The sequence below is a fragment of the Flavobacterium luteolum genome (genome assembly GCF_027111275.1).
Lineage (GTDB): Bacteria > Bacteroidota > Bacteroidia > Flavobacteriales > Flavobacteriaceae > Flavobacterium > Flavobacterium luteolum.
Map to the genome: position 1 here is coordinate 5297403 of NZ_CP114286.1, position 26700 is coordinate 5324102.

Consider the following 26700-nt stretch of genomic DNA (forward strand, 5'->3'; position numbering starts at 1 on the left):
TTTCAAACTCATTCATTTATTTAGTTTTTCACTAAAAGGTTTTTTGTAAACGTTTTACCATTTGTTAAAGTGAGCCTTACAATATAGACACCTTCAACAGCTGGAGCCAGTAAAGTAGTCTCATTTTCATTGGTCACTTTTTGATCTACCAACGATCCACTTATACTAAACACATCAACACGAGAATTTATCATTTTAGCTGGATCAAAATTGGTAACCAATTGATAAGTCTCATTACTTTTAACTGGATTCGGAATAATTTTAATCACCTCATTTGTTGCAGTTGAAGACAACTTTAATGGACAAGAAGTGATTAATGTTCCGTCTAATTTTTTAGCAACTGCGTAATATGTTCCGTTTAAACCTCCAGCTTCTTTGTAATATTGCAAAGTTTGATCTGCAACAAGAATTCCGTCTTTGTACCACGCATACGATGTAAATTCTTTTGAACTATTATCAAAGAAAATAACATTGTCAAACTGTTGCCTGATTAAATTTGGCTGGCTATTTAAAACTGGTAATGTTATACTTTCAGCTGCATAATAATTGTTATTACCAGCTTGTGAAGCAGTAATAGTACCTGAACCAGAATTTTTAAAGATTAATTCATTATTGAAAATCGTTACCACATCTATATTCGAAGAAACATAACTTATTGGTAAACCACTATTTGAACTAGCAGTTAATACAGTTGAAGTTGCTCCATCACAATTCGAAACTAAAGTTTGATTCCAAGTGATTACCTGATTTGCTCTGGTAATTTCAAAGTCTTTGCCTATATACGTAATGGCATAATTGTTACCCGCAGTCAAAGTTCCTTGTCCTATTTCATAAGTTCCAACATTCTCTCCAATTGCTCTTTTTAATGTACCTGAGAAAATATCATTTCTAACTAAAGCTGGTGAAACCGAATAGGTAAGAGTTGAATCTGTTTCTCCGTACACTTTTGTTTGAAAATCATCTGCCGTTACAGTTATTGGTTTAGCAGTAACTATAAGATTGCTTTCTGTGTAACTAATCGCATAATTTGAACCAGCGCTTAAGGTTCCTTGTCCGATAGCATAAGATCCTACATTCTCGCCTGCTGTTCTTGATAAAGCTCCTGTAAAGGCATCACTTCCAACTAAACCCGGTGAAAATGTATAAGTCAAAACAGGATCAGCAGAGCCGTAGATTTTGGTTTTACTATCTGCTGTCACTGCAATTGGTTTAGCAGTAACTGCAAGATCGCTTTCTGTGAAACTAATCGCATAATTAGAACCAGCGCTTAAGGTTCCTTGTCCGATAGCATAAGATCCTACATTCTCGCCTGCTGTTCTTGATAAAGCTCCCGTAAAGACATCACTTCCAACTAAACCCGGTGAAAATGTATAAGTCAAAACAGGATCAGCAGAACCGTAGATTTTGGTTTGACTATCTGCTGTGACTGCAATTGGTTTAGCAGTAACTGCAAGATTGCTTTCTGTGTAACTAATCGCATAATTTGAACCAGCACTTAAGGTTCCTTGTCCGATAGCATAAGATCCTACATTCTCGCCTGCTGTTCTTGATAAAGCTCCCGTAAAGGAATCACTTCCAACTAAACCTGGTGAAAATGTATAAGTCAAAACAGGATCAGCAGAACCATAGATTTTGGTTTGACTATCTGCTGTGACTGCAATTGGTTTAACGGTAACTGCAAGATTGCTTTCTGTGTAACTAATCGCATAATTTGAACCAGCACTTAAGGTTCCTTGTCCGATAGCATAAGATCCTACATTCTCGCCCGCTGTTCTTGATAAAGCTCCTGTAAAGGAATCGCTTCCAACTAAACCTGGTGAAAATGTATAAGTCAAAACAGGATCAGCAGAACCGTAGATTTTGGTTTGACTATCTGCGGTCACTGCAATTGGTTTAGCGGTAACTGCAAGATCGCTTTCTGTGAAACTAATCGCATAATTTGAACCAGCACTTAAGGTTCCTTGTCCGATAGCATAAGATCCTACATTCTCGCCTGCAGTTCTTGATAAAGCTCCTGTAAAGGAATCGCTTCCAACTAGACCAGGTGAAAATGTATAAGTCAAAACAGGATCTGCAGAACCGTAGATTTTGGTTTGACTATCTGCTGTGACTGAAATTGGTTTAGCGGTAACTGCAAGATTGCTTTCTGTGTAACTAATCGCATAATTTGAACCAGCGCTTAAGGTTCCTTGTCCGATAGCATAAGATCCTACATTCTCGCCTGCTGTTCTTGATAAAGCTCCCGTAAAGACATCACTTCCAACTAAACCCGTTGAAAATGTATAAGTCAAAACAGGATCTGCAGAACCGTAGATTTTGGTTTGACTATCTGCTGTCACTGCAATTGGTTTAGCAGTAACTGCAAGATCGCTTTCTGTAAAACTAATCGCATAATTTGAACCGGCGCTTAAGGTTCCTTGTCTTATAGCATAAGATCCTACATTCTCGCCTGCAGTTCTTGATAAAGCTCCTGTAAAGGAATCGCTTCCAACTAGACCCGGTAAAGACGTATAACTCAAAGCAGGATCGGTTGAGCCGTAAGTTTTTGTTTGACTATCTGCCGTGACTGAAATTGATTTTTTTTCAATAGTAAGAGTAATATCTCTTAATCCTGATCTATAATTCCTATCAGCAACCTGAGTCGCTCGTATTGCTACAGTACCAGCATTGACTAATGTAACTTTTTTATTATTTGTTCCGGACAAAATTACCGAACCTGTTCCCCCTGCAATTATAGAATAACTGATGTTTCCTGGAGAATCAGAAATTGCAGTTAAATCAAAATCAGCATCGCCATAGATTTTGCTAATATCTGCAAAAGTAATCGTAGGGCTAATAGTTGCATCAACTAAAACAGCCGTAGTCACACCTACATTATTCAACAGTAAATTTGCATCGTTTGTTGCAAAGTCTCTTAAAGCTCCTCCATTAAGCGTTATAGTGCCAATCTCAATACCATCAGTATCTAATTCTCCAGCTTGAACGATGTATCTAAAGGTTAAACTACTCGAACCTGAGCCGCTAAAATAATCAACTTGGTGAGTTGTAGCCCCAATAGTTATTGCTAATTGCGGTGTACCACTAACAAATACACTTTCAGGAAAATTAACCGTAAAATCTAGAGTATTTCCAGTTGTATATGTTCCATTTACAGGTACAGTCAAATTTATAATTTCTGGTGCAGCTGTATCTATGGCATAGTTATTAGAATCGGTAGTTCCGATTCCTGTATTACCTGCTGCATCTGTTACACCAGTATTGAACAATGTTATAATATTAGTCGCGTCTGCAACATTTGGTGTCGGTGTAAGATAGGCTGTCCAAGTAACACCGCCATCTAATGAACGTACTGCGCCTAATGTTCCGCCTTCTACTATAAAACCAGCATTGGTAAGACCTGTCACTGCTTCTGAAAAAGTAAAAGTTACCAAACTCGTTTCACCAATCTTCAAATTTGTATCTGCAACCTCTATAGATGCGGTTGGTGCAGCTGTATCTACGGCATAGTTATTAGAATAGGTCCTAGCGTTCCCTGCATTACCTGCTAGATCTGTTATGCCAGCATTGTTCAATGTTATAATATTACTTGCATCTGTAATATTTGGCGTTGGTGTAAGATAGGCTGTCCAAGTAACACCGCCATCTGATGAACTTACTGCGCTTAATGTTCCGCTTTCTACTGTAAAATCAGCATTGGTAAAACCTGTCACTGCTTCTGAAAAAGTAAAAGTTACCAAACTCGTTTTACCAATCGTCAAGTTTATATCTGCAACCACTATAGATGCGGTTGGTCCGACAGCATCAACTAAAACAGCTGTAGTCTCACCTACATTATTTAATAGTAAGTCAGCATCGTTTATTCCAGAGTCTTTTAAAGTGCCTCCGTTAAGAACTAAAGTGCCGACAGTAATACCATCATCATCTAATTCACCAGATTGAACAATGTATCTAAACAATAAACCACTCGTCCCCGAACCACTCATATAAATAGCTTGGCGCGTTGTTGCTCCAATGGCTATTTCCAATTGAGGTGTTCCGGTAACCGTAATATTTCCATTGAAATTAACTAAAAAATCCTGGCTATTCCCAACAGTGTATATTTTATTTGCAGGGACATCTACACTTGTTACAATTGGCACAGAGATAGCAAACGTGATTTTTGTATTATTTACTCCACCAGCATTTTGTGTAGTAATAGTATAAGTATTTGAGGCAGTTGGAGCCGTTGGTGTACCCGAAATAACACCCGATGTAGTATCAAAATACAAACCGACAGGTAAAGCCGGACTAATTGTATAAGTTTTTGTAGGGTTTGGTTCCGGTGTACCTCCTGTATTGGTAGGAGTCAAAGATGCTATAGCAGTTCCCGTAATATATGTTGTCTTAACTCCCGCATATGAAATATTTGGTACGGCTGGATTTACCGTAACATTAATTTTCGCCCTTGTACTTTCGCAACCGTTTACAGTTTGCGAAACCCAATAAGAAGTTGTTCCCAAAGCACTAGTTAAAGGCGTAATTGTCGAAACGCTTGTGCTTGTTGTAGCATCTGTATACCATTTCAAATTTGTACCGTTTGTCGCAGTTAAGGCAGACGCCGTTGCTCCAAGAGTATAAACTACCGGAGTAGACACAGTAGGTGCGGCAGGTACAGGATTTACAGCAACATTCACTGCATTTCTGGTAACAACAATTTTTTTTACGAGACTATTGTTGGTATCTGCTACAAAAATATTTCCCGAACCATCTATAAAAACACCGTACGGACGGTTAAAATCATTTCTTACAGTTGAAATAGTAAGCCCATCAGGAGATATTTTATTAATGCTGTTTGTTCCGTAATCTGCTTCATATATATTTCCAAAAGCATCTATTGCAAGTCCAATTGGATTATTAATTCCAATAGTCCTTAAACTTTTAACACTCCCATCAGGAGCTATTTTTTTAATAGCATTATTGTTGGTATCTGATACATAAATGTTTCCGGCAGCATCTAAAGCAATTCCTTGCGGACGATTAAATCCAATTGCTAATGTTGTTGTAGTAACGCCATCAGGAGAGATTTTTTTTATAGCATTATTAAATTGATCTGCTACATATATGTATCCAGCAGCATCTACAGCCACATTACAAGGTCTGTTAAAACCGCCTCCTAAAGTTGTAACAGTACTTCCGTCGGCAGATATTTTTTTAACTGCATTATTAGTACTTTCTGCTACATAAACATTTCCGGCGGCATCTAAAGCAATACCAAATGGACCACTGAGTCCACTTTTTAAAGTTGTAATAGTAAGCCCGTCAGGAGACATTTTTTTAATTGCGTTATTAAGCTGATCTGACACATAAATAGTTCCTGCTGCATCTACGGCAACTGAAGTTTCTTTATTGAAGCCACTTCCTAATGTTATGGGAGCAAATATTTCTTCTAAATAATAATTACCAGTAGCGAGTGCTGTAGTTGAGTTCAATGCTGTTGGGCTGATGTCGGAGCTGTACCATTTATAACTACTGCCGACAGTAGTTCCTGTACTCAAGTTAGTAACAGTTGCAGAACCGCAAAATGATTGAGATGTCTGTGCTATCCCGCTGGCAAAACTCAGCAAAATAAAAACCATCAGTATCGATAATCTTGAAAGCAGCCGATCGCGTGTTTTTTTTAAGACCACTCTCAGCGAATAAGTAGTTTTTGTCATAGTCTATTTTTTTTGCAGACAAAAGTAAAATAGAGGCTATGGTAAGAGATGCTCCAAAAAGTTTTATTCAAAAAAATCTATAGCCCAAAAAGTCATTGTGACTATATAATCAAAGCAAAAAAGAAGTTTATAGAACTACTTCTAATTCTTGTTTTTGAAGTTCAGACGGCAGAACACCATGATGTTTTTTAAAAGCGGTACTAAATTTACTGGTGTTTTCGTAACCAAACTTATATGAAATTTCCTTTATGAGAAGTTTGTTTTCTATAATAAGTTCTTTGGCTAAGATCATCTGTTTTTCCTGAAAATATTTATAAATGGGTTTTCCAAAAAACTGCTTAAAATCTGATTTGAGTTTGCTTTCAGAAATCTTAAATTTTTCAGCCAAAAAATCAATTCCAGGAAATTTGTCAAATAAATTACCTATTAAATAGTTTTCGACTTTATTGATACTAAATTTATCATTATAGTCAATGACAGAATGTCTTTTAATCACTTCTTGTTTCTTGCAAATTTTCAAGAAATCAAAAATAAGATTCAAAGTATAAAGTTTAAACTGGAGAAAATCGATATGAGTTGATTCATTATTCATATTCATAACTTCATCAAACAAGCCAAAATTTTTCAATACCTCTTCCTCTTCATCAAGCGGCCAAGCAATATAAGGTGTATCAGATGCTATAAAATCATTTAATCCGGCTTCAGAGAACAAACTATTTTGAACAAGATTTTTTTGCAGCCATTCTTCACTAAAATACAGAGTGATGTATTTATTATTTGCACCTTTAAAATTAACATCACAATTGCGTTCTTTTGGCTTAAAGAATGTCCAACTGTAATTTGCAAAACATAATTGTTTTTCACAGATTTTCATATCAGCTACTACACGAGTTGTAACATTATTAAGACTAAGCATATAATAGCCTTCATCCTCAATTTTCAATTCCTGAGGATTATCATAAATAAGATCAAAGGCAACATTAGTTTTATATCTCATTTTAGAATAAATAACCCAAAGGCCTTCTTCTAATTTTTGATAGTTAAAACCTCCTGAACAAAATGGCGTATTAGCATAAACACTCTGCTTTACTCGATTATGTTTCATAAACGGGTAGTTGGCAAGACTCTCGACCAGATCCTGCGGAGATTTACTGCTATAAGGAAGATGATAGAAACCATTGCTGTACGTAAAAAAGTACTGCTTAAATTGGTTTAGCCAATTCTGTAATTTTTGTTGAAGCATTTTATGCGTAAAAAAGTTTACTTAAAACCATTTATTAGAATTCCGATTTTTTATTCTTCTAAAAAACAGGTTTTGACGTTGTCAAATATAGTCCTAAATGATCTTCCTTTGCAAATTGCACTATTAAAATTATTTAAAAATGGATTTGATACTTTTTTGTGACTAAAAATTTAAGATTATAGCATGAAGAAATCAATTATTATAAATTTTGACATGAATTAGAACTACTTTTCTACTTCATCTAGCTTAGACAGCACTTCAGCGATAAGGTTCGAATCCTGATCTCATCTTAAATAATATTTTCTTCTTTATCAATGTGAAATAGTTCCAGAAATTAACTTTTCAGAATTTAAAAGAGTTGCATTAACAAAAGATACAAATGGGGTACAAATAAAAAGACTGCAAAAAATATGCACTTCTTCATTTCATATAGTAAAAAAAGAACTTAGACTACCCAAAGCTATTTTAATCAACTCACTAACAAGTTATTAACACAGTATAGTATATATCATTTTTTTGTTAACTTTAACATCCCTTTTCTTTATTCGGAATTTATATTTCCAAAAAATCAACCTCATAAATATTAAAAATTATGAAATGGTTTCTCAATTTAGGTCTGCCATTTAAGAGCAAAGCTTTGGAGACAAGTATCAAACAGGACTCTATTGATTTAGAAAAAGGAACACAACTGTTTTTATCCAATCAGTTTGATGAAGCTTTGTTTCATTTGGATAATGCCTTAAATAAGGGATTTGACAGTGGACTATATCAATTAAGGGCAAAATGTTTTCAAAAACTAAACTTTCATTATAAGGCAATAGAAGATTTTGATAAGGTTATTGAAGACAATCCTTTAGAGTTTTCCAATTACTACAGTCGTGCAATTTCTAAAAATGCGATTTCTGATATCAGTGGCCAGGTTGAAGATCTTCAAAGCTGCATCTATTATTATAAAAAACATAAAAATATAGAAAACAACATTTTAAAGAATCTAGAAACAGAGTTAATAACCACCCGAAAATATGTCGAAAGTGTAAAAAGCACGATAGCTTCTCTCCACAATATTTCTTACTCCGAAATAAAAAATCTGATTAATGAATCTTTACTTCAGATAAAAAAAATCAGACCACGAACCCGAAGATTAAAAACCACAAAAAACAGCAAAATTCTATTAGGAAGCTAATGCTTCAGAATTAAGCGAGTTGATATATTCTCTTGGCGCAATAGCTGTTATCTCTTTAAAATATCTTTATTGCTGTTTAAAAAATTTTAAAGAAGAATCTACAAAAACAATTCTTTAAAAGTGATAATCATTTTAATTATTAATAAAATGAAAAATTAAACACATCTTAGCGATATCTCTTACAGCATTCTGATATATTAATTTAATATTGGATGATTTTGACAAGATCATCACAAAAAAGTATGATCATTGAGATCAGAATTTTCAAAATAATTTAGGATGTTCTATTGGTTTCTTCAAGCCAATCGTAAATTTCAGTCTGCGCACGTCTTGGATTTTCATGATCATCAATTTCTAATTCATTCAATCCTTCGCTGTTTATTATTCTTCTTTTGGTATTATCTTCCAACTGCAGTTGAATTATTTTATTTATTTCTTCAATATATTTTTCATCGTATATTGGAAATGCCACTTCTATCCTTCTGTTTAAATTTCGACTTAACATGTCTGCAGACGATAAATAGACTTTTTCTTGTCCGTTATTGGCGAATTTATAGATTCTGGAATGCTCTAAAAACATATCGACAATGCGGTAGATTTTTATATTTTCAGAGACTTTTTTAATTCCTGGCAAAAGCGTACATATTCCGCGGACTATTAATGTAACTTCAACACCAGCTTTATCGGCTTCAATAAGTTTATCAATAATATCCTTTTCATCTAGTCCGTTAACTTTTAAAAATACCGACGCCGGTTTATCTGCTTTTTTATTTTTTATTTCGATATCAATTAATTCCAATAATTTTTCCTTCATATTAAAACCAGCGGCTAAAATATGCTTTGGTTCAGTTCCTTTTTTCTTGGTTTTTAAAAAAGTAAAAATCTTTTTCAAATCATTGGTATAGGCTGTTTCTGCCGTAAAAAAACCAAAATCTGAATAAATATTTGCTGTACTTTCATTAAAATTTCCTGTTGACAAATAGGCATAATTCTTTTTATTGCCATATTTGTCTTTCATCGTAATCATAGCTGCTTTAGCATGCACTTTTAAATTAGGAAGACTTTGAATGATTTTAATACCGGCATTTTTCATTTCTTTAGACCAGTATAAATTATTATGTTCATCAAAACGCGCTTTTACCTCAACAAAAACAGTTACTTTTTTTCCATTCTTCGCAGCACTGATTAAAGCATTTGCAATTAAAGATTGAGAAGAAATACGATAGAGCGTAATTTTAATTTCCGTAACATTTTTATTTATCGCTGCCTGATTAAAAAACTGAAGCACATAATAATACGATTGATAAGGAAAATGAAGTAATTGGTTTTGTTTTTTTATAACATCAAAAATTGAAGTGTTATTTTCAAAAGGCAAATGCGGAAGATTTGGGTAATACTTTCCCTGAAGCTTTGGTTTAAGAGGATTCGGAAATTTGAATAAATCGAAAAAATTATGATGACTCCCTCCTTTTATCATTTCACTTTTATAAAGTTTAAAGGCTTTTTTACAGATCGAAAAAGAATCTGCATCCATATTGGAATCATATAAAAATCTTGTGGCAGAACCTTTCTTGCGTTCTTCCACTTTTGCTTCAATTTTAGCTATTAAATCACCTGAAGTTTCATCTTCAATTAAATAATTTTCATCTCGATTTAATTTTATGGCATTACACGAAATAATTTTATCCGCAGGAAATATCAACGATAAACAATTTCTGATTATCGTATCGATTGAAATAACATAATGTCTGTTTTCTATACTTTCTAACTGCTTAAAACGATCCAGCTTATCTGAAGGAATATTCAAATAAGCAAAATTGTAATTGCCTTTGCTGTCTTTTAATTTTACCAAAAAATATAAACTTCGGTTATTTAGAAAATATGTTTTGGGATGATTTAAAGTGATATAAACAACCTGAATATAGGACAGAATAATACTTTTAAAGTAATACTCAATCTCCGTTAAATGCACAGGCAGCAATTCCTGATACTCGTAATATATGATATCATTTAAAGCCAATTCAGTCAAAATGGAATAGCTCCATATTTTTCCAAATCTATTTTGCTGTCGATTTACTTCCTTTAAAACATCTTCTAAAAGATCACTGTTTTTCTTAGTCTTCTTTTTCTGCAGTTTATTTATTTTGACCCTGAAAAACTCATCCAGATTAGAAGAATGGATGGCCAAAAATTTGATTCGGTCATATACTGCATTATTTAAGTCTTCAGCTTCATCCAAAATACAGTTATTGAAAGAAAGCCAAGAGATTTCTGAAGGAGTTAGATGATTATGCACGCTTTATATTTTGAGGATTAAAACTGAATTACTACTACTAACTTCGTGAATTTATGTCATTATTATAGCTCTATTTTACTACAAAACCAGGCAATTAACCAAAAAATAATCTATTGCTAACATCATCTTTTATTACTTGGGTTATTTCTGATATTATTTATATTAAACATTAAGTGTTGCTTAAGAAATCTAAAAAAATGCAACGACAAAACCCTTCAAGTTTACACTTGAAGGGTTTGCAGCTATAATGAGCATGAATAATCAGAACTAAAAATTCAATAAAGGCGGATTTTTTTGCAGTTCAGAAAGCAATTTTCGGTTCCCTTTGTTTATGACCGTTCGGACTCTTTTTTTCTTTCCTTCATATTCTTTAATACATTTTTCGAGTTCGCTGTAAAGCTTATTATATTTATCATACAACTCTTGCAGCGATTCCATTTCTTCCCGGATTTCAGATTCCTGTGATTCTCCTAACGCATAAGAAAATACAGCAGACATAACTTCAAATTTATCGAAAGCCATTGCAATAATCCGGTGCTCTCTGGAACTTATTCCATTCATTCTTAAATTTCCTTTATTAAATTAATTATTCAAAAAATAGTGTTTTTACAAAGTTAATTTCTGCAATACTTTTTCAGGATAGTCTGTAATAATTCCATCTACCTTAAGCTGTATCATATTGTCAATTGCTTTGTCATCATTAACAGTCCACGGAATGATTTTAATCTTCATCAATCGAAGTGAATCAACCGCAGTTTGGTTCAGTAATTTATAATGCGGACTGTAAATTTCTGGTTTAAAATCAAGCAAAGAGAGATTTTTAGCTACGCTGCCTTCTCCAACCAAATAGGCTATTTTTGTTTTTGGATATCTTTTGTGCATCACATTTAAAACAGTTGGATCAAAAGATTGAATGTTGATCTTTCGTTCAATACCTTTTTCTTTAATGATTTTCATTACCAAATCTGTAAAAGCTTCTGGTTCTGGCTGTCTTTTGCCATAATCTGATTTTTCAGATTTGATTTCGATATTGTATCGGACTGGTTTTAAATTACTTTTGGCAATAAATCCTTCAACACTATCTATTACTTCTGACAATAAAGGCTTATACGTTTTTTGTTTCTGCTGCATCGGAAAAGAACTATTTCCTCTTGAACCGCCGTCAAATTTTCTAATGCTGTCATACGTCATTTCGTATAGGTTAAAACTCTTTTCTTTGTCCTTTGCAATTGGCTTCCCTTCGCTATCAAGCATATATTGCGAAGACATAAAAGGCTCATGAGAAACGACCACTTTTTGGTCTTTAGAAATTACAACATCCAATTCTACCACATCTGCACCTTTTTTTACAGCACTTAAAAAAGCAGAAATAGAATTCTCAGGAAAATTGCCTCGATCACCTCGATGCCCTTGAACTTCTATTGTTCTTTTTGCTGTAACTGTCTTTTGGCTTCCACAGGAATATATTGCTGCTACACCAATTAAGACACAAATTATCCTTTTGAATTTTGTCATTTTATTTCACTTTATCAATTCTGTAAGTGGTATTTGCCGAATGTGTTTTACCAAACATATCCGTAGCTTTAATTTCAATAGCATGTTCTCCAATAGCAAGATCAGAAGGAATATTTCCTCTCCAAACATGCGTACTTTTTTCAGGATCTGAAGAACGTTTTCCTGGCATAAGCACCTCAGACAATTCCCACTCGTAAACCAATTCTACATAAGATGGATCTTGAACTTCTACATATTCCATTTCTTTCCATTCTCCCTGATCTACGCGGTACATCACTTTGTCTTTTTTGCTTCCCATGAAAAAATTGGCAAATACTCCAGATTTTGTGCGTTTTGCTTTAGCAACCACTTTTGGAGCGAAAACTTTCATCTGATAATTTTCTGGTTTTCCTGCTACTTTATAATCAACAGTATATTTATTTCCGTTAAAATGAATGAAAGCATATCCTTTTGGAGTTCCGTCTCTCATAACCGAAATCGGAATTCCTTTCTCATCCAGTTTACCGGAATACCAATCACCCGATGTGGTTCCGATATTGTAATGATGATGTGGAGTTTCCTGCAGCCAGCCATCTTTCTTTTCCAAAAAATCCTGTCTCTGCATATGTGTATGAGCAGAAAGTGAAAGCGTATTTGGGAAATCTTTCAACAGTTCAAATAGCTTTTGACGGTCTTCATCTCTAAAAGAATCGTCTTTGCTGTCTGGTTCACTTATCGGAATATGAAAAGCCAATACAATCAAATTTTCCTTTGGAACCGTTTTAAGATCATTTTCTATAAACTGCATTTGCTCTTCTGTAAATCCGCCCCAATAGCCTTCATGGTCTCTTGGATCTGGATACAAAACATCATCCAAAACAATAAAATGCACTTTTCCGTAATTAAAAGCATAATTGGCTGGACCAAAATGAGCTTCGTATGTTTCATCTGACAGATTATCTTCTTTGGCATCAAAATTCAAATCATGATTTCCTAAAAGATTGTACCACGGAATTCCAACTTTCTTTACTGCCTGAATGTATGGGTTGAATAAACTAAGGTCATTTCCAACCAAATCTCCCATGCTTAATCCAAAGGGAATGTTTTTAATGCCTTCAACCTCGGCAACAATTCCTCTTGCGAAAAAATCAACTTCTTCCAGATTATACGGCTGGGGATCTCCGAAAACAAGTGCTGTAAAATCATTTGTTTCCTTTTGTGGAAGCAATCCAAAATCTACAGATTCCGGTAATTTTCCTGTTGGGGCAACTCCTTCAAACTTACCTTTAGGAGAACCCGAAGGTTTATGGTTATAGAAAAACTGAGGCAGGTTATCCTTATTAACCTGAATTTTATAACCAGAAGGTTTGATTACGGCAATTATAGCATCACTTTGCAATGGCAATTCGTAGTTTCCTTTTTTATCAGTTAAGACTACTTCACGGCCGTTGGTTACAGCAACATTTGCAATTCCTTTTTCTTTTTTTTCCTTTTTACCGTTTTGATTCAAATCTTCAAATACGACTCCTTTTACGCTTGTCTGTGCTGTTAAAACTCCGCAAAACAACATTGCGCTGTATATAAATGTCTTTTTCATTTTTTAAAATTTTATTTATCCCACCAAACTTTCGTATTGATATTATCGCCTCCAACCATTTCAACTGCTTTGTGATAGTTTTCGGTATTTTTAATCTGTTGATTGTCTGGATAAGTGAATCTAGAAGGCATAATCCCATTATTTAACATTGCTGATGTTGTTGGCAAAACTGGCAATCCTGTTCTACGGTATTCAAACCATTGCTGATAATCTGTAAAGTATAAAGCGTAATATTTCTGCAGCATGATTCTCTCTAAAGTTCCATTGTACTGCGCTTCCGGTTTGCTAAAGTAAGTAGTTGGAGTTGTTGCTTTTAATTGTTCGATTCCTGCTCTTACTCCTTTTTCATAATGTCCTGCGGCATCAGTGATAAGACCTCTTTGCGCTAATTCTGCTTTAATAAATTCAACCTCGGCATACGTTAAAAGAAAAATCTGCATTGGATTTTGTACCTGCGTATTCAAAAGTGTTGAAGCATTATATTTGAACTGAGAATCTGAACCTGCATAAGCACTTGTAATTCCTTTAAATCCGATTGGCGCATTGGTAACCAAAGCTGTCGCACCAGTTGCAATTATCGCTCTTCTTGGGTCTTCAAGCGTGTTCAAATTATCGATAAAGAAAGAAGCCATTTTGATGTTAAGATTGAAATCCTGCGGTCTTCCCCACGGAGAAACATTTGGAGATACGCCCGTTATTTTCAAAATTGCACTTTCGGAAGTATTAGTAAAAACTGGATACACTTCAGGATGATCAGCCATATAAGCCAGTTTTGCAAAAGCTCCCGTTTCTGTTCTGTTTGAAACTCTTAGCAATAATCTCATTTTAAGAGAATTGGTGAATTTCTTCCATTTCAGGACATTGTTTTGAAACAAAATATCTTCTGTATAAATCATGGCTTTGCTTGTATCATACAAAGTATTAGCTCTTTCTAAATCAGCTAAAATCGTTTCATAGATAAACTCCTGCGTATCATACTTTGGATATAAAATTCCATCTTCTCCACGCGCAGCATCAATCATCGGAACTGGCCCAAAAAGATCGGTAAGATTAGCATACACTAACGCATTTAATGTTAACGCCACTGCTTCATAATTGCCGTCTCCTGCTTTTACAGAAGCCATTCGCATTTCTCTAATATTGTTAAGCCATTTGTAATAATTATTCCATGCGGAGTTTCCAATATTATTGCTTACATCATAACGATGCAAACCTCCCGAGATACTCGGAAAAGGAAGTGAAACCTGCATTAGATTGAAAGTGACATCTACGCTCTGAGTTGCGTTTTGAGAAGCAATTCCGTAAATAATTGGGTTGATTAAAGTACCCGGACTTATTTCGGTAATAAGATTAGGATTCTCATTTAGTTCTTCATAACCTCCTGTGCAGGAAATAGCAAGTCCTGTAAGCAGTAATAGTATTGCTGTAATTTTTATCTTTTTCATTGTCTTATTATAAAGTCAAACTTAAATTGAAACCGTAAGTGGCTGGAGACGGCATCTGTCCCATTTCGATACCTGGTAAAATGGTATCTCCGTTTAATGCTGCTGTCTCAGGATCATAAATTGGAAAATCTGAAACGGTTGCTAAATCTCTTCCGAAAAGTGAAAACTGAACCGACTGAAGTCCTGTATTTTTAAGCCATCTTTTTGGCATGTTATATTGAAGGCTGATTTCGCGAAGTTTTCCAAAAGAGGCATCAAAAGAGTTGGATTCGATGTTGGCTCTTCTGTAATAACGAGTATACCAATCTGCCGTTTTTACTTCTTTTGTATTTGGAGAATAAGAACCATCTGCATTCTGAACCACACCTTCACCAATGATAAAGCCAGTTTCTCTACCCATACTATTTGAATTTAGTTTTCCCTGTTCAGAAAGCTTGTGATGCGTCTGTGAATAAATAATTCCTCCGTACTGACCGTCTAACGTTACATTCATAGTAAAGTTTCCGATTGAAAAACTATTAACCCAACCTGCTTTCCATTTTGGACTTGCATCTCCGATATATTGAATCTCCTCAGGATATGCTGGAAGACCTGCATTATCGTAAACGATCTGGCCATCAGGAGAGCGTACAAATCCGAAACCGTAAATCGCGCTTGTTGTTCCACCAACTTTTGCAATGATTGAAGCTGTTCCTCCTGTACCAATAATTTGCTGGCCATCGATTCCTTCAGGAAGTTCCATTACTTTATTCCAGTTGCGTGACCAGTTTACAGTTGAATTCCATTTGAATTTTTCACCGTCAATAATTTTTCCGCCAAACGTAAGTTCAATTCCTCGATTTCTCACTTTTCCTCCATTCAAAACCGCTCCGCTATAACCTGTTGAGAAGTCCATCGGAATATCGATAATTTGGTTTTTGGTCACACTTTCATAAACCGTAGCGTCTGCTGTAAGTCGGTTTTTAAACATTCTGATTTCGAAACCTGTTTCAAAACTTGTCGTGATTTCAGGTTTAAAATGATCGTTATATAAAACGGTTAAAGTTTGCGCAGAACTTGGAAAAGCACTTTGTCCGTAATATTTCTGAGTTTTATATGGCTCTGTATCATTTCCTACCTGAGCAAATGAAAGTCTGTACTTTAAGAAATCTATTGATTTAGGAAGTGAAACCATTTCAGAAATAACGGCACTTGTATTAATCGATGGATAAAAGAATGAATTGTTTTCAACCGGAAGCGTACTTGTCCAGTCATTTCTTCCTGTAATATCAACAAAAAGCATATCTGCATAAGACATAGATACCAAACCATACAAACTGCTCATTTTTTTGTAAGCATCGCCTAAGGTTAAAATTGGTGCGCTCGACCCATTTGAAAGTTTGTAAACTCCCGGTACAACTAAACCTGTTACTTCGGCTTCTGTCCTTCTGTATTTATAACTCATGGCATTTCCTCCGGCTGAAGCGGCAAGAGAGAATTTATTGCCAAAGTCTTTTTTATACGAAAGAAGAAAATCTGAGTTGATTTCTTGTTTGAAAACATCTTGTCTTTCGTAGAATCCTTTTGCATATCTGTTGATGCTGTAAGGCCTTTTTTGCTCTCTTGTCTGATTGTAAGTATTCATAGAAGAACGAAGCATTAATTCCAGATTAGACGACAAAGTAATGTTAGCAAAAATATTACCTACAATCTGGTCGCTGTCTAATGTATTCGTAGCCTCATAAGCAATCAAATACGGATTATCTATAAAAGAACTAAATGGATGCAACTGCTCAATTTGCTCTTTGCCTTTTACCCAAATTGGACGATACCAGTCCAAATCGATATTTGGCTGCTGAAAAATCATAAAATACGCGATAGAACCATTGTTATAACCTGTAGAAGGTAAATTATCACTATTTCTTGTATTGTAATTAATCGCAGTTCCTAATTTAATTCTGTCGGATACCTGATAATTGGCATTCACAGCTGCTGTTACTCTATCAAAACCAGTGTTTGGCATTATCCATTCATTCTTCTGGTTTCCAACAGAAAGACGCATCGATCCTTTGTTATCTCCACCCTGAATAGAAATATTATTATTTAAAGTCACACCTGTTCTCCAGAAATCTTTTCGATTGTCTCTGTAAGACTGCCAAGGCAATCTCTGTGCTGATTGTCCTTGAACAGCAGGATCATATTGGTAAAAATTCTGCCCTGTAAAAGCGGGTCCCCAAGCACTGCTGGTTCCGCTGGTTGAAGTTCCGTCTGCAGAATTTCCATAAGAGTAATATTGGTTGCCTGAAGCATCTGGCGAATTTCCTGTTCCCTGTCCGTAACTATATTGATAATCGGGCCATCTTTGGATCACATCAAATGTTGCTCCTGTGTTTAAAGAAATTCCTAAACCTTTATTTTTCTTTCCAGATTTTGTCGTAATAATTAAGGCTCCATTTGCCGCACGGCTTCCATAAAGTGCAGTTGCACCTGCACCTTTTAAAACTGTAACTTCATCGATATCATCTAGATTAAGATCAGAAATTCCGTTTCCGTAATCAATTGGAGAATCTTCCCCCATATAAGCACTGCTTGAACCAGAAGTTGTCATCTCTGCATTTACTGGAACTCCATCTACAACAATCAACGCATAATTCCCTTTTGGACTTAAAGATCTGTTTCCTCTCAGCGTAATCTGCTGTGAGTTTAACGGGCCAGAACCTGTAGAAGTAATGCTCAAACCTGCCACTTTTCCTTTTAATCCAGACGACCAGTTGTTTGGTCTTCCCTGCGATAAATTATCAGATTTGATAGTCTGCTGTGAGAATCCTAAACGTTTTTCTTCTCTTTTAATTCCCAAAGCGGTTACCACAACTTCATTCAATTCACTTGTACTTGGTTTCATTATTATGGTAAGCGGGTTAGCATTTGCAGCAACTTCCTGAGTTACATATCCCATATAGGAAATAACCAAAACAGCCGAAGAGTTTACAGCAAAGCTGAAATTTCCCTCCATATCTGTCATTGTATTGGTTTTTGTACCTTTTTCGAGAATAGTAACTCCCGGCATTGGCATACCGCTTTCGTCCAGAACTTTCCCTCGTACATTCATTTGAGCACGGAAATTTTTGGTAACTGTAATAGTGTTATTCAGTTTTTTAAAAAAAAGTCCCGTTTTTGCGGATACTTTTGCAAGCACTCCGTCAAGACTTTCTTTTTCTGCATAGATTGAAATGCGCTGAGATGTTCCGGTTATTTTTTCGTCGAAAACAAAAGTAAAAGAGGTTTTTTGTTCGACCGCGTTGAAAAACTCAGTAATTGCGGCATCTTTTAGGTTAAGGCTTATCTGCACATCTTTGCCCTGTCCTAAGGCAAATCCTTTAAAGGAAAAAATTAATAAAATCATTAAGTAAAGATTTTTCATCTTTATATACTTATTGAAAAAAAATTGTAGTTTCGTATTCATTACTATTAGGCTATAAATTTTATTTTTAGTCTTTTAAAATCGCCCGTTTCCGTTGCACCGGAGGCGGGTTTGTTTTTTTGTTTTTTTTTAAGGTGTCTTTTTTCTTATAGTGATATGGTTTTTAGTTGTGTAATTTATTTTCAGCTGTTTTAAATAGGCAATACTTTCCAATACATTCTCCAATTTTTCATCCTTAAACTTACCAGAAATGGTAAGATTGTTTAATTCTGGATCTTCAATTGCAATATCAACATTGTACCAATTCTCAATAATTTTAACGGTTTCAGAAAGCTTGGTGTTTTTAAGCATTATGGTATTACTAATCCAGGCGATTTTATCTTCGCTGTTTTCTGTAGAAATCTGTAAATCTGAATTCTTTATCAAATCGGCCTGCTGATTTTTGGTAATCTGCACTTTTTTTCCAGTAGGTGAGCTGACTTCCACTTTCCCGCTGATAACGCTTACTTTGGTGTCTTGATGGTTATAAGAATTAATATCGAATGAAGTTCCGAGCACTCTCACTTTTACGTCGTGTGTTTGTACAATAAAAGGGCGTTTTACATCTCGAAAAACTTTAAAATAAGCCTGCCCAACCAATTTAATATTTCTCGTGGTTTCAAATTCTTCGGGATAAGTAATGCTACTGTTTGAATTAAGTACAATGACACTTCCGTCTTCAAGGAAAATCTCTTTCTTTTCTCCTTTAGCCGTAATTTGAGTAATTGCTGCAGGCTGGAAAATGAACTTAGCCGCAGAAAATGCAATCGAAAGTCCGATAACGAAAACCGCTGCGATTTTCAACATTTTTCGTATAGTATATTTTTTTGGTTTTACCTGTAATTCTAAAAAGATCTTATTTAAAATTACATCACCTTTTGCATCAGATAATTCTATGTCTGACGATTGTTCCTGCATCTTATCAAAAAATGATTCAACTACTATTTTTTCTTCAGGCGTGCAGGTACCTTCTTCGTATTTTTTTGCTAATTGCAAAAAGATTTCTTTTTTCAAAATATGTGCTTTTATAGACAAGTCACATTTTTTGAATCGAACAAGTAGTCAAAAATGCAGGCTTAACGTTTTCTTAAAACCAGTGTTTTTTTAGTTAACATAAAAGAACGCTGCCCAGTAAAAAAGAAGATAATTATAAGATGTGCTATTAAGACGAAGCTGCTTAAGAGCATTGCTGATATGTTTCTCTACAGTGTGAATTGATAAATTGAGTTTTGCCGCAATTTCAGCATTTGTAAAATGATCCATCCGGCTGAGGAGAAAAACCTCTCTGCATTTTGGGGTTAACTTATTGATCTGATCATTGATGTTTTTCTCTAAATCAATATATTCCAAATCGTTTATAGTTAGATTTGGATCTGGAATACTCTCTAATATTTCGATATGCTGCTGGTCAAATTTCAGATTTCTAATTTGATTCGCAATCTTATATTTGACAGCTCTAAAAAGGTAAGCTTCAAGATTTAAGATTACAGAACTCGAGGCATTTTTCCATAAACTTATAAAGATTTCTTGAACGATATCTTCGCAGATTGCTTCATCTTTATAGATTTTAAATGCATAAGAATAAAGCTTTTTCCAATATCGGTTAAAAATAATTGAAAACGCAGCATCGCTTCCTTCAAAAATTAATTTCTGAAGCTCATCGTCGGACATTTTCAAAAGATCTTTTTCCATGAGAGATTAAAAAAGCAAATGAAAAGGAACTGATAAAAAATACCTAAGAAACTAATTTAACTTTGTGTTAAATCAACTTCATAAAAAAACGGAACAAGATCACTCCATTTCCGTTTTATTTTAATCTATTATTTTGTATTTTAAAAAAAGTGCCTTTACCACTCAAAAAACTTACTATGCAATAATGTATTTTTTTTCAGTAATGGTATTGGTCGTTTCAGTTGTTACACTGTCTACAAATCGCCATTCCACTTCAGAACCAGACGCTGTAAATTTTAAATAGGTATATCCTCGTTTATATAAATTAGCATATTCCAAATCATCTATCAATACTGAAAAGGCCTGCGCCAATTCAATCGCTTTTGAAGGGTCGGATGTAATTCCAAGATAAGCTTCCAATCCTGGAGAAGAAACAGAACTGCATGCTATTTCAGTTCCTATAAATTTCCCCTGCATATCGGTCAATTTTCCCATCCAGGCATTATGAGTATCTCCCGCCAACACTACAACATTTTTCCCTGAAAGCATGGCGTAAAGCTGTTCTCTTTCTGCAAAATAACCATCCCAAGCATCTAGATTATAAGGTAAAGTAGTTGTAATTCTTGCTATTTCCTGTGCTGTTAATGAAGGATCATTTTGCTGATGTCTCATTTTAAGAGCAACGAGTGCAGAAATTGCATTAATTAGTGCCTGCATAGTAGCTGGCTGTGCGCTTCCTAACTTATCCACTTCTGCCAGAATCTGATTAAGCAACATTAATAATTCTGCTGGGATCATCATTTTCGTCATTAAAATCTGCTGACCTAACACTTTCCATTTTGCAGTATCTGTATTAATTTGTGACCCCAGCCATACCATCTGCTCATTTCCAATTAATTTTCTGCTTGTGCTTAAAAGATCTGTTCTGAATTTTGTCTGGTCGAAATTACCTCCATTATCAATATAATCAGCATAGCTCATCTGTTTATCTCTTGCAATAACTCTTGTATCCATCATATAAAGCGAAAGAATATTTCCAAAATTAAAACTTCTATAGATTCTAAGATCTTTTCCTGTTTTAAGAGGGATATATTCACTGTAGGCTTGAAATGCTGCCATTTTTCTCATTTGAAAATCTCCCTCAGAAGACTGGTGGTTTTCTGCACCCGATTTGTAGGCATCATTCGCAAACTCATGATCATCCCAAACACAGATAAAAGGCTTTTTCTGATGAAGAAGCTGCAAGTTTTTATCTCCTCTGTATTGTCTGTAACGTTCTCTATAATCGGTAAGACTTGTAATTTCTCTAGCTGGTTTGTGTTCTCTGCCAAGCGGATTCGTAAAAGGATTTGTCCCGTACTGTCCCGGAGCATATTCGTAGATATAATCTCCAAGGTGAACAACAACATCTGCGTCAGAAGAAGCAATTGCGCCATATACATTAAAAAGTCCTGCTGGAAAATTAGAACAGGAGACAACAGCCATTTTCACATCATTAACTAAATCTGTTTTCGATGGCAGAGTGCGCGTTTCTCCTGTAACGGTTACCTGTTTGGTTTTAGCATTGTAAAATCTGTAATAGTATTTTGTATTAGAGGTAATATTCTGAACATCTACAGCTATTGTAAAATCATTTGCAGACGAAGCATTTGCCTGACCTTTTCTGGTTACTTCAGAAAATGTGACATCTTTGCTAATCTCCCAAGTAATTTCAGCATCTGAACCTGCGGAATATCTTGTCCAGATAATCACACCTGTCTCTGTTGGATCAAAACTAGCTACTCCTGTTTCGAACCCTTCATTTTTCATTCCGACTGGCGCACCGCTATTATCGGTTTTATCATCATCACTGCAGCTTTCAATAAGAGGTGCGATGAAAATCCCACCAGCTGCCAATAAAGAATTTCTAAGAAACCTTCTTCTGCTAAAATCATTGTTGTTTTCCATAAAAAAAATTTTATATCAAAAAAACAATCTATTATCAGAATTGAAGTTACGGTACTTTTAAAATTATATTAACAATACATTTACTATATAAATATTGCTTTGCGAAGCTCTTAAAAGTATATATTTAATATATTTACATTACTACAAAAATGAAATATAATCAAAATCATATATGATAATCTTACACCTAGAGAAAAGCATTAAAAATAATAACTTATGAAGGATATGGTACAAATTAAGAACAAAACATCACCTAAATATTCCAAAAAACAATTGAATAAAAAAATAGCTAAAATATTATAAAATATTAATAATTAACATTTTAGCCCTTTTATTTATTTTTATTTTGTGTTTCTTTGCGCCCTCTATTTCCCGATGCAGAAATTCGCAAAAATATTCCCCAATAATTCATCATTAGAAACTTGTCCTGTAATCAGTCCAAATTGGTATAAAGCTTCGCGAATATCAAGCGCCATTAGATCACTTGAAAGGCCAGATTCTAAACCAAATTTTACTTTCTGAATTTCATCTAAAGCTTTTAATAACGAATCATAATGTCTTGTATTGGTGACAATCGTTTCATTATTACGAAGCGCTCCGGTATTTACAAAAGATAATAATTCATTTTTTAAATCCTCTACTCCTATTTTTTCTTTCGCAGAAATCAATAATAGTTTTGCATTTAAATTCTCTAACTGATTGGTAATATTAGCTACTTCATCAGCAGATAGAATATCTTTTTTGTTTACTACAATAAGCAGCGGTTTTAATGGATATTTATTTTTGATCTGTTCAATTTCATTTACAAATTCAGAGCTTGATGTCTGGAACTTTAATCCGTCAAACAAATAAATTACAACTTGAGCCTGTTCTATTTTTTCGAAGGTTTTCTTGATTCCGATACTTTCTACAACGTCTTTTGTATCACGAATTCCTGCAGTATCAATAAATCTAAATCCAATACCACCAATTACTAATTCGTCTTCAATGGTATCGCGTGTAGTTCCAGCAATATCAGAAACAATTGCACGTTCTTCGTTCAATAAAGCATTCAATAAAGTCGATTTCCCTACATTTGGTTCACCTACGATCGCAACTGGAATTCCATTTTTAATTACATTTCCAACGGCAAACGAATCAATTAAACGTTTTAAAACAAATTCAATTCTATTTAATAATTCATGAAATTGTGTTCGGTCTGCAAATTCAACATCTTCTTCTGCAAAATCCAATTCCAATTCAATTAAAGAAGCAAAATTTAAAAGCTCTTCTCTTAGTTTCGCAATTTCATTACTGAATCCGCCACGCATTTGCTGCATCGCGATTTGGTGAGAAGCTTCGTTGTCTGACGAAATCAAATCTGCTACTGCTTCTGCCTGCGATAAATCCAGTTTTCCATTTAAGAAAGCTCTTAATGTAAATTCACCGGCATCGGCCATTCTACAGCCATTTCGAAGCAATAATTGAATAATCTGCTGCTGAATATACGTTGATCCGTGACAAGAAATTTCAATCGTATCTTCTCCTGTATAAGAGTTCGGACCTTTAAATACCGAAACCAAAACTTCATCTAATGTTTTACTCCCGTCTACAATATGCCCTAAATGAAGTGTATGCGTTTTTTGTTTCGTTAAATCTTTGTTCTTAATAGATTTAAATACCGAATTGCCAATTGTAATGGCTTCGGCTCCAGAAATACGAATTATGGCGATAGCTCCAGCTCCCGAAGGCGTAGCCAAAGCAACTATAGAATCTTGATTTATCATGCTGCAAAGGTATAAAAAAACGCTCAAATTCTTTTCTGCGTTAATGCAACTCCATTCAAACAAGAAATCTTCAAATTAATTGAGATTAATAAATCATTAATTGTTAAAATACTGATAAATATCAGGTTGTTTTCTTCGCAGAATGAGTAAATTTGAGAGACAAACCTTAATCTTAAGTACTATGAAAAAGATATTATTTCCAACCGATTTCTCTGATGCTGCTACCAATGCATTTGTCCATGCTTTAGAATTTGCTAAAGTGGTAAACGCCGAATTAATCTTACTTCATACATTCGAGATTCCCGTTTACGATAGCCAATTCTTTCCAGAGAATTATGCTTCTATATACAGTTCTATCGAATTGGCAAAATTTGAAATGTTTAAAGATGAAATTCCGAAACTGCGTCAAATTGCGGCCGAACGTAAATTAGAAGATATTGTAATCAAACACCGTTTAATGGATGGTGATCTTATCTACAACCTAAAAAATGCCGTAGAAGAAGATCAAGTCGATTTTGTAATTATGGGAACCAACAGCGCTTCTGACTGGACTAAATTCTTTACAGGTTCTAATACCGAATCTGTCATTTCTGGAGTTGAAGTTCCTGTTCTGTGTATTCCTATCGATGCAAAATACAGAAAAGTAAAAACTATTGGCTTTACGACGCGCTACCGTGAAAAAGATAAAAAAGAACTGAAAAAAATTCTGAAAATCGCTAAAAAAACCGGTGCTAAAGTAAAAAGCTTATACGTTAAAACTTCTAATTCTGATGTTTCAGAAGAAACTCGAAAAGAATGGGAAAAAGAATTCTCTGAAGAAAATGTAGAATTTTTAGTTTTACCAAGTGATGACGTCAAAGAAACCATTCTTGACTTTATTCTTTACAAAGACATTGATGTTTTAACCACAATTACACATAAACGCTCATTCTTTGAAAGTCTATTTGATTCAAGTTTTTCAAAAAAGATTGCCAAAGAAGTAACCATTCCAATTTTGGTTATGCATGAAGATTAAATAGCAATAGTGATGATTTTGTGACTTAAAAGCTATATTTGTATTTCAACCAAAATAATAGAATGAAAGCATATCCAGACAACGTTACAAAATACTCAGAACTCTATAATAAAACCAACAAAAAATACAACAGCATAAGTCTTTTGAGACTATTAAGTATTTTCCTTTTCTTGTTTTTTATGTTTTATTACATCAAGACAGATCAAATACTTTATGTTACTCTAGCTGTTTTATCTTTTGCTGGTTTTATTTTTTTTATGAGAATACACTCGAGAGTGTCATTTCAAAGATTGCTTGCAGAAACACTTTTAAAAATTAATCAGAACGAAATTGCTTTTCTAAAAAGAGAAAAAACACCTTTTGAAAATGGAGCTGAATTTATCGATTTTCAACATCCGTATGCTTACGATTTGGATATTTTTGGAGATCATTCTTTATTTCAAAACCTAAACAGAACAGCTTCTTTTATCGGAAAAAAAACACTTGCGGAGTTATTGCTGCACACGCTGCCTGAAACTGAAATTTTAGAAAATCAGCAAGCAATAAACGAATTGAAAACTAAAATTGATTGGAGACAGGAATTTCAGGCTTTAGCAATCTTAAGTCAAGATTCCAAACAATCTTATGAAGCGATAAAACATTGGACTTCTTTTACAAACAACTCATTACCTAAAGTTTTAGTAGCATTATCATTTATTCTTCCAGTAACATTTTTTGGATTTCTGGCTACGTACTTTATTACATCTAAAACCATTATACTTTCTTATTTAACGTATGTTTTTATTGCCAATTTAATTGTTTTAGGAAGAGCCGTAAAGAGAATTCAATCGGAAATAGCAAAAGCTGATAATGTCGCCAACATCATAAAGCAATACAGTTTATTGATTGAAAAAATTGAACATGAATCTTTCCAATCTAAGAAACTAATTCGCTTACAAGAACAGCTTAACTTTAAGAATGCAAAAGCGAGTCAACATTTAAAACAGCTTTCTGAGTTATTTTCAAGAATGGATACGATAAATAACTTTGTAACAGCTACTTTATTTAACGGAACATTCTTATTTAATCTGCATGTTTTAAAGGCACTTTTAAAATGGAAAGAAGATTATGCGTCAGAAATGAATCATTGGGTTTCTATAATTGGCGAAATTGAAGCGTTAAATAGTCTAGCTAATCTAGCTTACAACAATGAAGATTTCGTTTTTCCTGAAATCAATTCTGATTATAAAATCGAGTTTAAAAATCTAAGCCATCCGTTATTGAACCCCGCGACAAGAGTTGGAAATGACACTCAATTTCATCCACAATCTTTTGTGATTTTGACCGGATCTAATATGTCTGGGAAAAGTACATTTTTAAGAAGTTTAGGAATCAATATGGTATTGAGCGGAATTGGTTCAGTTATTTGTGCATCAGAAGCTAAAGTTCATCCACTTCCAGTATTAGTTTCAATGCGATTATCCGATTCTTTATCAGATTCTGAGTCATATTTCTTTGCTGAAATCAAACGTTTAAAACAGATCATGGATGCGCTTGAAAATCAGCCTGCTTTTGTTTTATTAGATGAGATTTTAAGAGGAACAAATTCAGACGATAAAAGAAACGGAACAATTGAAGTAGTGAAGAAAATAATTTCTAAAAAAGCAATTGGTGCAATCGCAACTCACGACATAGAAGTTTGTCTAACTACAAATGAATATCCTGAAATTTTAACCAATCAATGTTTCGAAGTTGAGATCCAAAACAACGATTTACATTTTGATTACAAACTCCGAAACGGAATCTGTAAAAACAAAAGCGCAACATTCTTAATGCAGAAAATGGGGGTTATTTAATTGTTAATTGTAAATGGTGAATTATTAATTATTTTCTGTACGCAAAGAAGACATTCACAATTCACCATTTACAATT

15 protein-coding genes are annotated in these 26700 nt (G+C 34.3%); 3 read left to right on the top strand and 12 right to left on the bottom strand.

Annotated features, from left to right (window positions below; all coding sequences use genetic code 11):
- Window positions 1–20 precede the first annotated feature (20 nt).
- On the bottom strand, window positions 21–5693 hold the full coding sequence (locus OZP10_RS22505; protein WP_281632888.1) for an MBG domain-containing protein: 5673 nt from the start codon (window positions 5691–5693) through the stop codon (window positions 21–23).
- Between the two features lie 127 nt (window positions 5694–5820).
- Entirely contained in the window at window positions 5821–6936 is a 1116-nt protein-coding gene (locus OZP10_RS22510; RefSeq protein ID WP_281632889.1) for a helix-turn-helix domain-containing protein, read from the bottom strand.
- A gap of 592 nt (window positions 6937–7528) precedes the next feature.
- On the opposite strand from OZP10_RS22510, the gene OZP10_RS22515 reads away from it, so the two are divergent.
- Window positions 7529–8119, top strand: a complete 591-nt coding sequence (locus OZP10_RS22515; RefSeq protein WP_281632890.1) for a tetratricopeptide repeat protein — start codon at window positions 7529–7531, stop codon at window positions 8117–8119.
- Between the two features lie 274 nt (window positions 8120–8393).
- Here OZP10_RS22515 and ppk1 read toward each other — a convergent pair whose 3' ends face one another.
- The 10 genes from ppk1 to mnmE form a co-directional block, all read right to left on the bottom strand.
- On the bottom strand, window positions 8394–10415 hold the full coding sequence (gene ppk1 / locus OZP10_RS22520) for a polyphosphate kinase 1 (protein WP_281632891.1): 2022 nt from the start codon (window positions 10413–10415) through the stop codon (window positions 8394–8396).
- Between the two features lie 267 nt (window positions 10416–10682).
- Window positions 10683–10976, bottom strand: a complete 294-nt coding sequence (locus OZP10_RS22525; protein ID WP_281632892.1) for a hypothetical protein — start codon at window positions 10974–10976, stop codon at window positions 10683–10685.
- 45 nt (window positions 10977–11021) lie between these two features.
- On the bottom strand, window positions 11022–11930 hold the full coding sequence (locus OZP10_RS22530) for a glycerophosphodiester phosphodiesterase family protein (protein WP_281632893.1): 909 nt from the start codon (window positions 11928–11930) through the stop codon (window positions 11022–11024).
- A gap of 1 nt (window position 11931) precedes the next feature.
- Window positions 11932–13506 carry a calcineurin-like phosphoesterase family protein gene (locus tag OZP10_RS22535; RefSeq protein WP_281632894.1) on the bottom strand — a complete coding sequence of 525 codons (1575 nt, stop codon included), beginning with the start codon at window positions 13504–13506 and terminating at the stop codon, window positions 11932–11934.
- A gap of 11 nt (window positions 13507–13517) precedes the next feature.
- Window positions 13518–14951, bottom strand: coding sequence for a SusD/RagB family nutrient-binding outer membrane lipoprotein (locus tag OZP10_RS22540; RefSeq protein WP_281632895.1), 1434 nt, complete (start codon window positions 14949–14951; stop codon window positions 13518–13520).
- Window positions 14952–14958: 7 nt separating this feature from the next.
- A complete protein-coding gene (locus OZP10_RS22545) occupies window positions 14959–18333 on the bottom strand; it encodes a SusC/RagA family TonB-linked outer membrane protein (protein WP_281632896.1) in 3375 nt (1124 codons plus the stop codon).
- A gap of 147 nt (window positions 18334–18480) precedes the next feature.
- The gene (locus tag OZP10_RS22550; protein WP_281632897.1) at window positions 18481–19404 is read right to left on the bottom strand and encodes a FecR family protein; all 924 of its coding nucleotides are present in this window, start codon (window positions 19402–19404) and stop codon (window positions 18481–18483) included.
- A 90-nt stretch (window positions 19405–19494) separates the two neighbouring features.
- Window positions 19495–20082 (bottom strand): RNA polymerase sigma factor, encoded by a 588-nt coding sequence (locus OZP10_RS22555; RefSeq protein WP_281632898.1) that lies wholly within the window; start codon window positions 20080–20082, stop codon window positions 19495–19497.
- 174 nt (window positions 20083–20256) lie between these two features.
- The gene (locus OZP10_RS22560) at window positions 20257–22008 is read right to left on the bottom strand and encodes an alkaline phosphatase D family protein (protein WP_281632899.1); all 1752 of its coding nucleotides are present in this window, start codon (window positions 22006–22008) and stop codon (window positions 20257–20259) included.
- A 365-nt stretch (window positions 22009–22373) separates the two neighbouring features.
- Complete coding sequence (gene mnmE, locus OZP10_RS22565) at window positions 22374–23774, bottom strand: tRNA uridine-5-carboxymethylaminomethyl(34) synthesis GTPase MnmE (protein WP_281632900.1); 1401 nt, start codon at window positions 23772–23774, stop codon at window positions 22374–22376.
- Between the two features lie 181 nt (window positions 23775–23955).
- Between mnmE and OZP10_RS22570 the strand changes: the two genes are divergently transcribed.
- Window positions 23956–24789 (top strand): universal stress protein, encoded by an 834-nt coding sequence (locus OZP10_RS22570; RefSeq protein ID WP_281632901.1) that lies wholly within the window; start codon window positions 23956–23958, stop codon window positions 24787–24789.
- A 62-nt stretch (window positions 24790–24851) separates the two neighbouring features.
- Window positions 24852–26624 (top strand): MutS-related protein, encoded by a 1773-nt coding sequence (locus OZP10_RS22575; RefSeq protein WP_281632902.1) that lies wholly within the window; start codon window positions 24852–24854, stop codon window positions 26622–26624.
- Window positions 26625–26700: the final 76 nt, after the last annotated feature.

Excerpts from the sequence above, each read along its gene's own strand:
- OZP10_RS22515 (WP_281632890.1), top strand. The coding sequence starts at position 7,529 with ATGAAATGGTTTCTCAATTTAGGTCTGCCATTTAAGAGCAAAGCTTTG.
- OZP10_RS22540 (WP_281632895.1), bottom strand. The coding sequence starts at position 14,951 with ATGAAAAAGATAAAAATTACAGCAATACTATTACTGCTTACAGGACTT.
- OZP10_RS22530 (WP_281632893.1), bottom strand. The coding sequence starts at position 11,930 with ATGACAAAATTCAAAAGGATAATTTGTGTCTTAATTGGTGTAGCAGCA.
- OZP10_RS22535 (WP_281632894.1), bottom strand. The coding sequence starts at position 13,506 with ATGAAAAAGACATTTATATACAGCGCAATGTTGTTTTGCGGAGTTTTA.
- OZP10_RS22570 (WP_281632901.1), top strand. The coding sequence starts at position 23,956 with ATGAAAAAGATATTATTTCCAACCGATTTCTCTGATGCTGCTACCAAT.
- OZP10_RS22555 (WP_281632898.1), bottom strand. The coding sequence starts at position 20,082 with ATGGAAAAAGATCTTTTGAAAATGTCCGACGATGAGCTTCAGAAATTA.
- OZP10_RS22575 (WP_281632902.1), top strand. The coding sequence starts at position 24,852 with ATGAAAGCATATCCAGACAACGTTACAAAATACTCAGAACTCTATAAT.
- OZP10_RS22525 (WP_281632892.1), bottom strand. The coding sequence starts at position 10,976 with ATGAATGGAATAAGTTCCAGAGAGCACCGGATTATTGCAATGGCTTTC.
- mnmE (WP_281632900.1), bottom strand. The coding sequence starts at position 23,774 with ATGATAAATCAAGATTCTATAGTTGCTTTGGCTACGCCTTCGGGAGCT.
- OZP10_RS22560 (WP_281632899.1), bottom strand. The coding sequence starts at position 22,008 with ATGGAAAACAACAATGATTTTAGCAGAAGAAGGTTTCTTAGAAATTCT.
- OZP10_RS22505 (WP_281632888.1), bottom strand. The coding sequence starts at position 5,693 with ATGACAAAAACTACTTATTCGCTGAGAGTGGTCTTAAAAAAAACACGC.
- OZP10_RS22510 (WP_281632889.1), bottom strand. The coding sequence starts at position 6,936 with ATGCTTCAACAAAAATTACAGAATTGGCTAAACCAATTTAAGCAGTAC.
- OZP10_RS22545 (WP_281632896.1), bottom strand. The coding sequence starts at position 18,333 with ATGATTTTATTAATTTTTTCCTTTAAAGGATTTGCCTTAGGACAGGGC.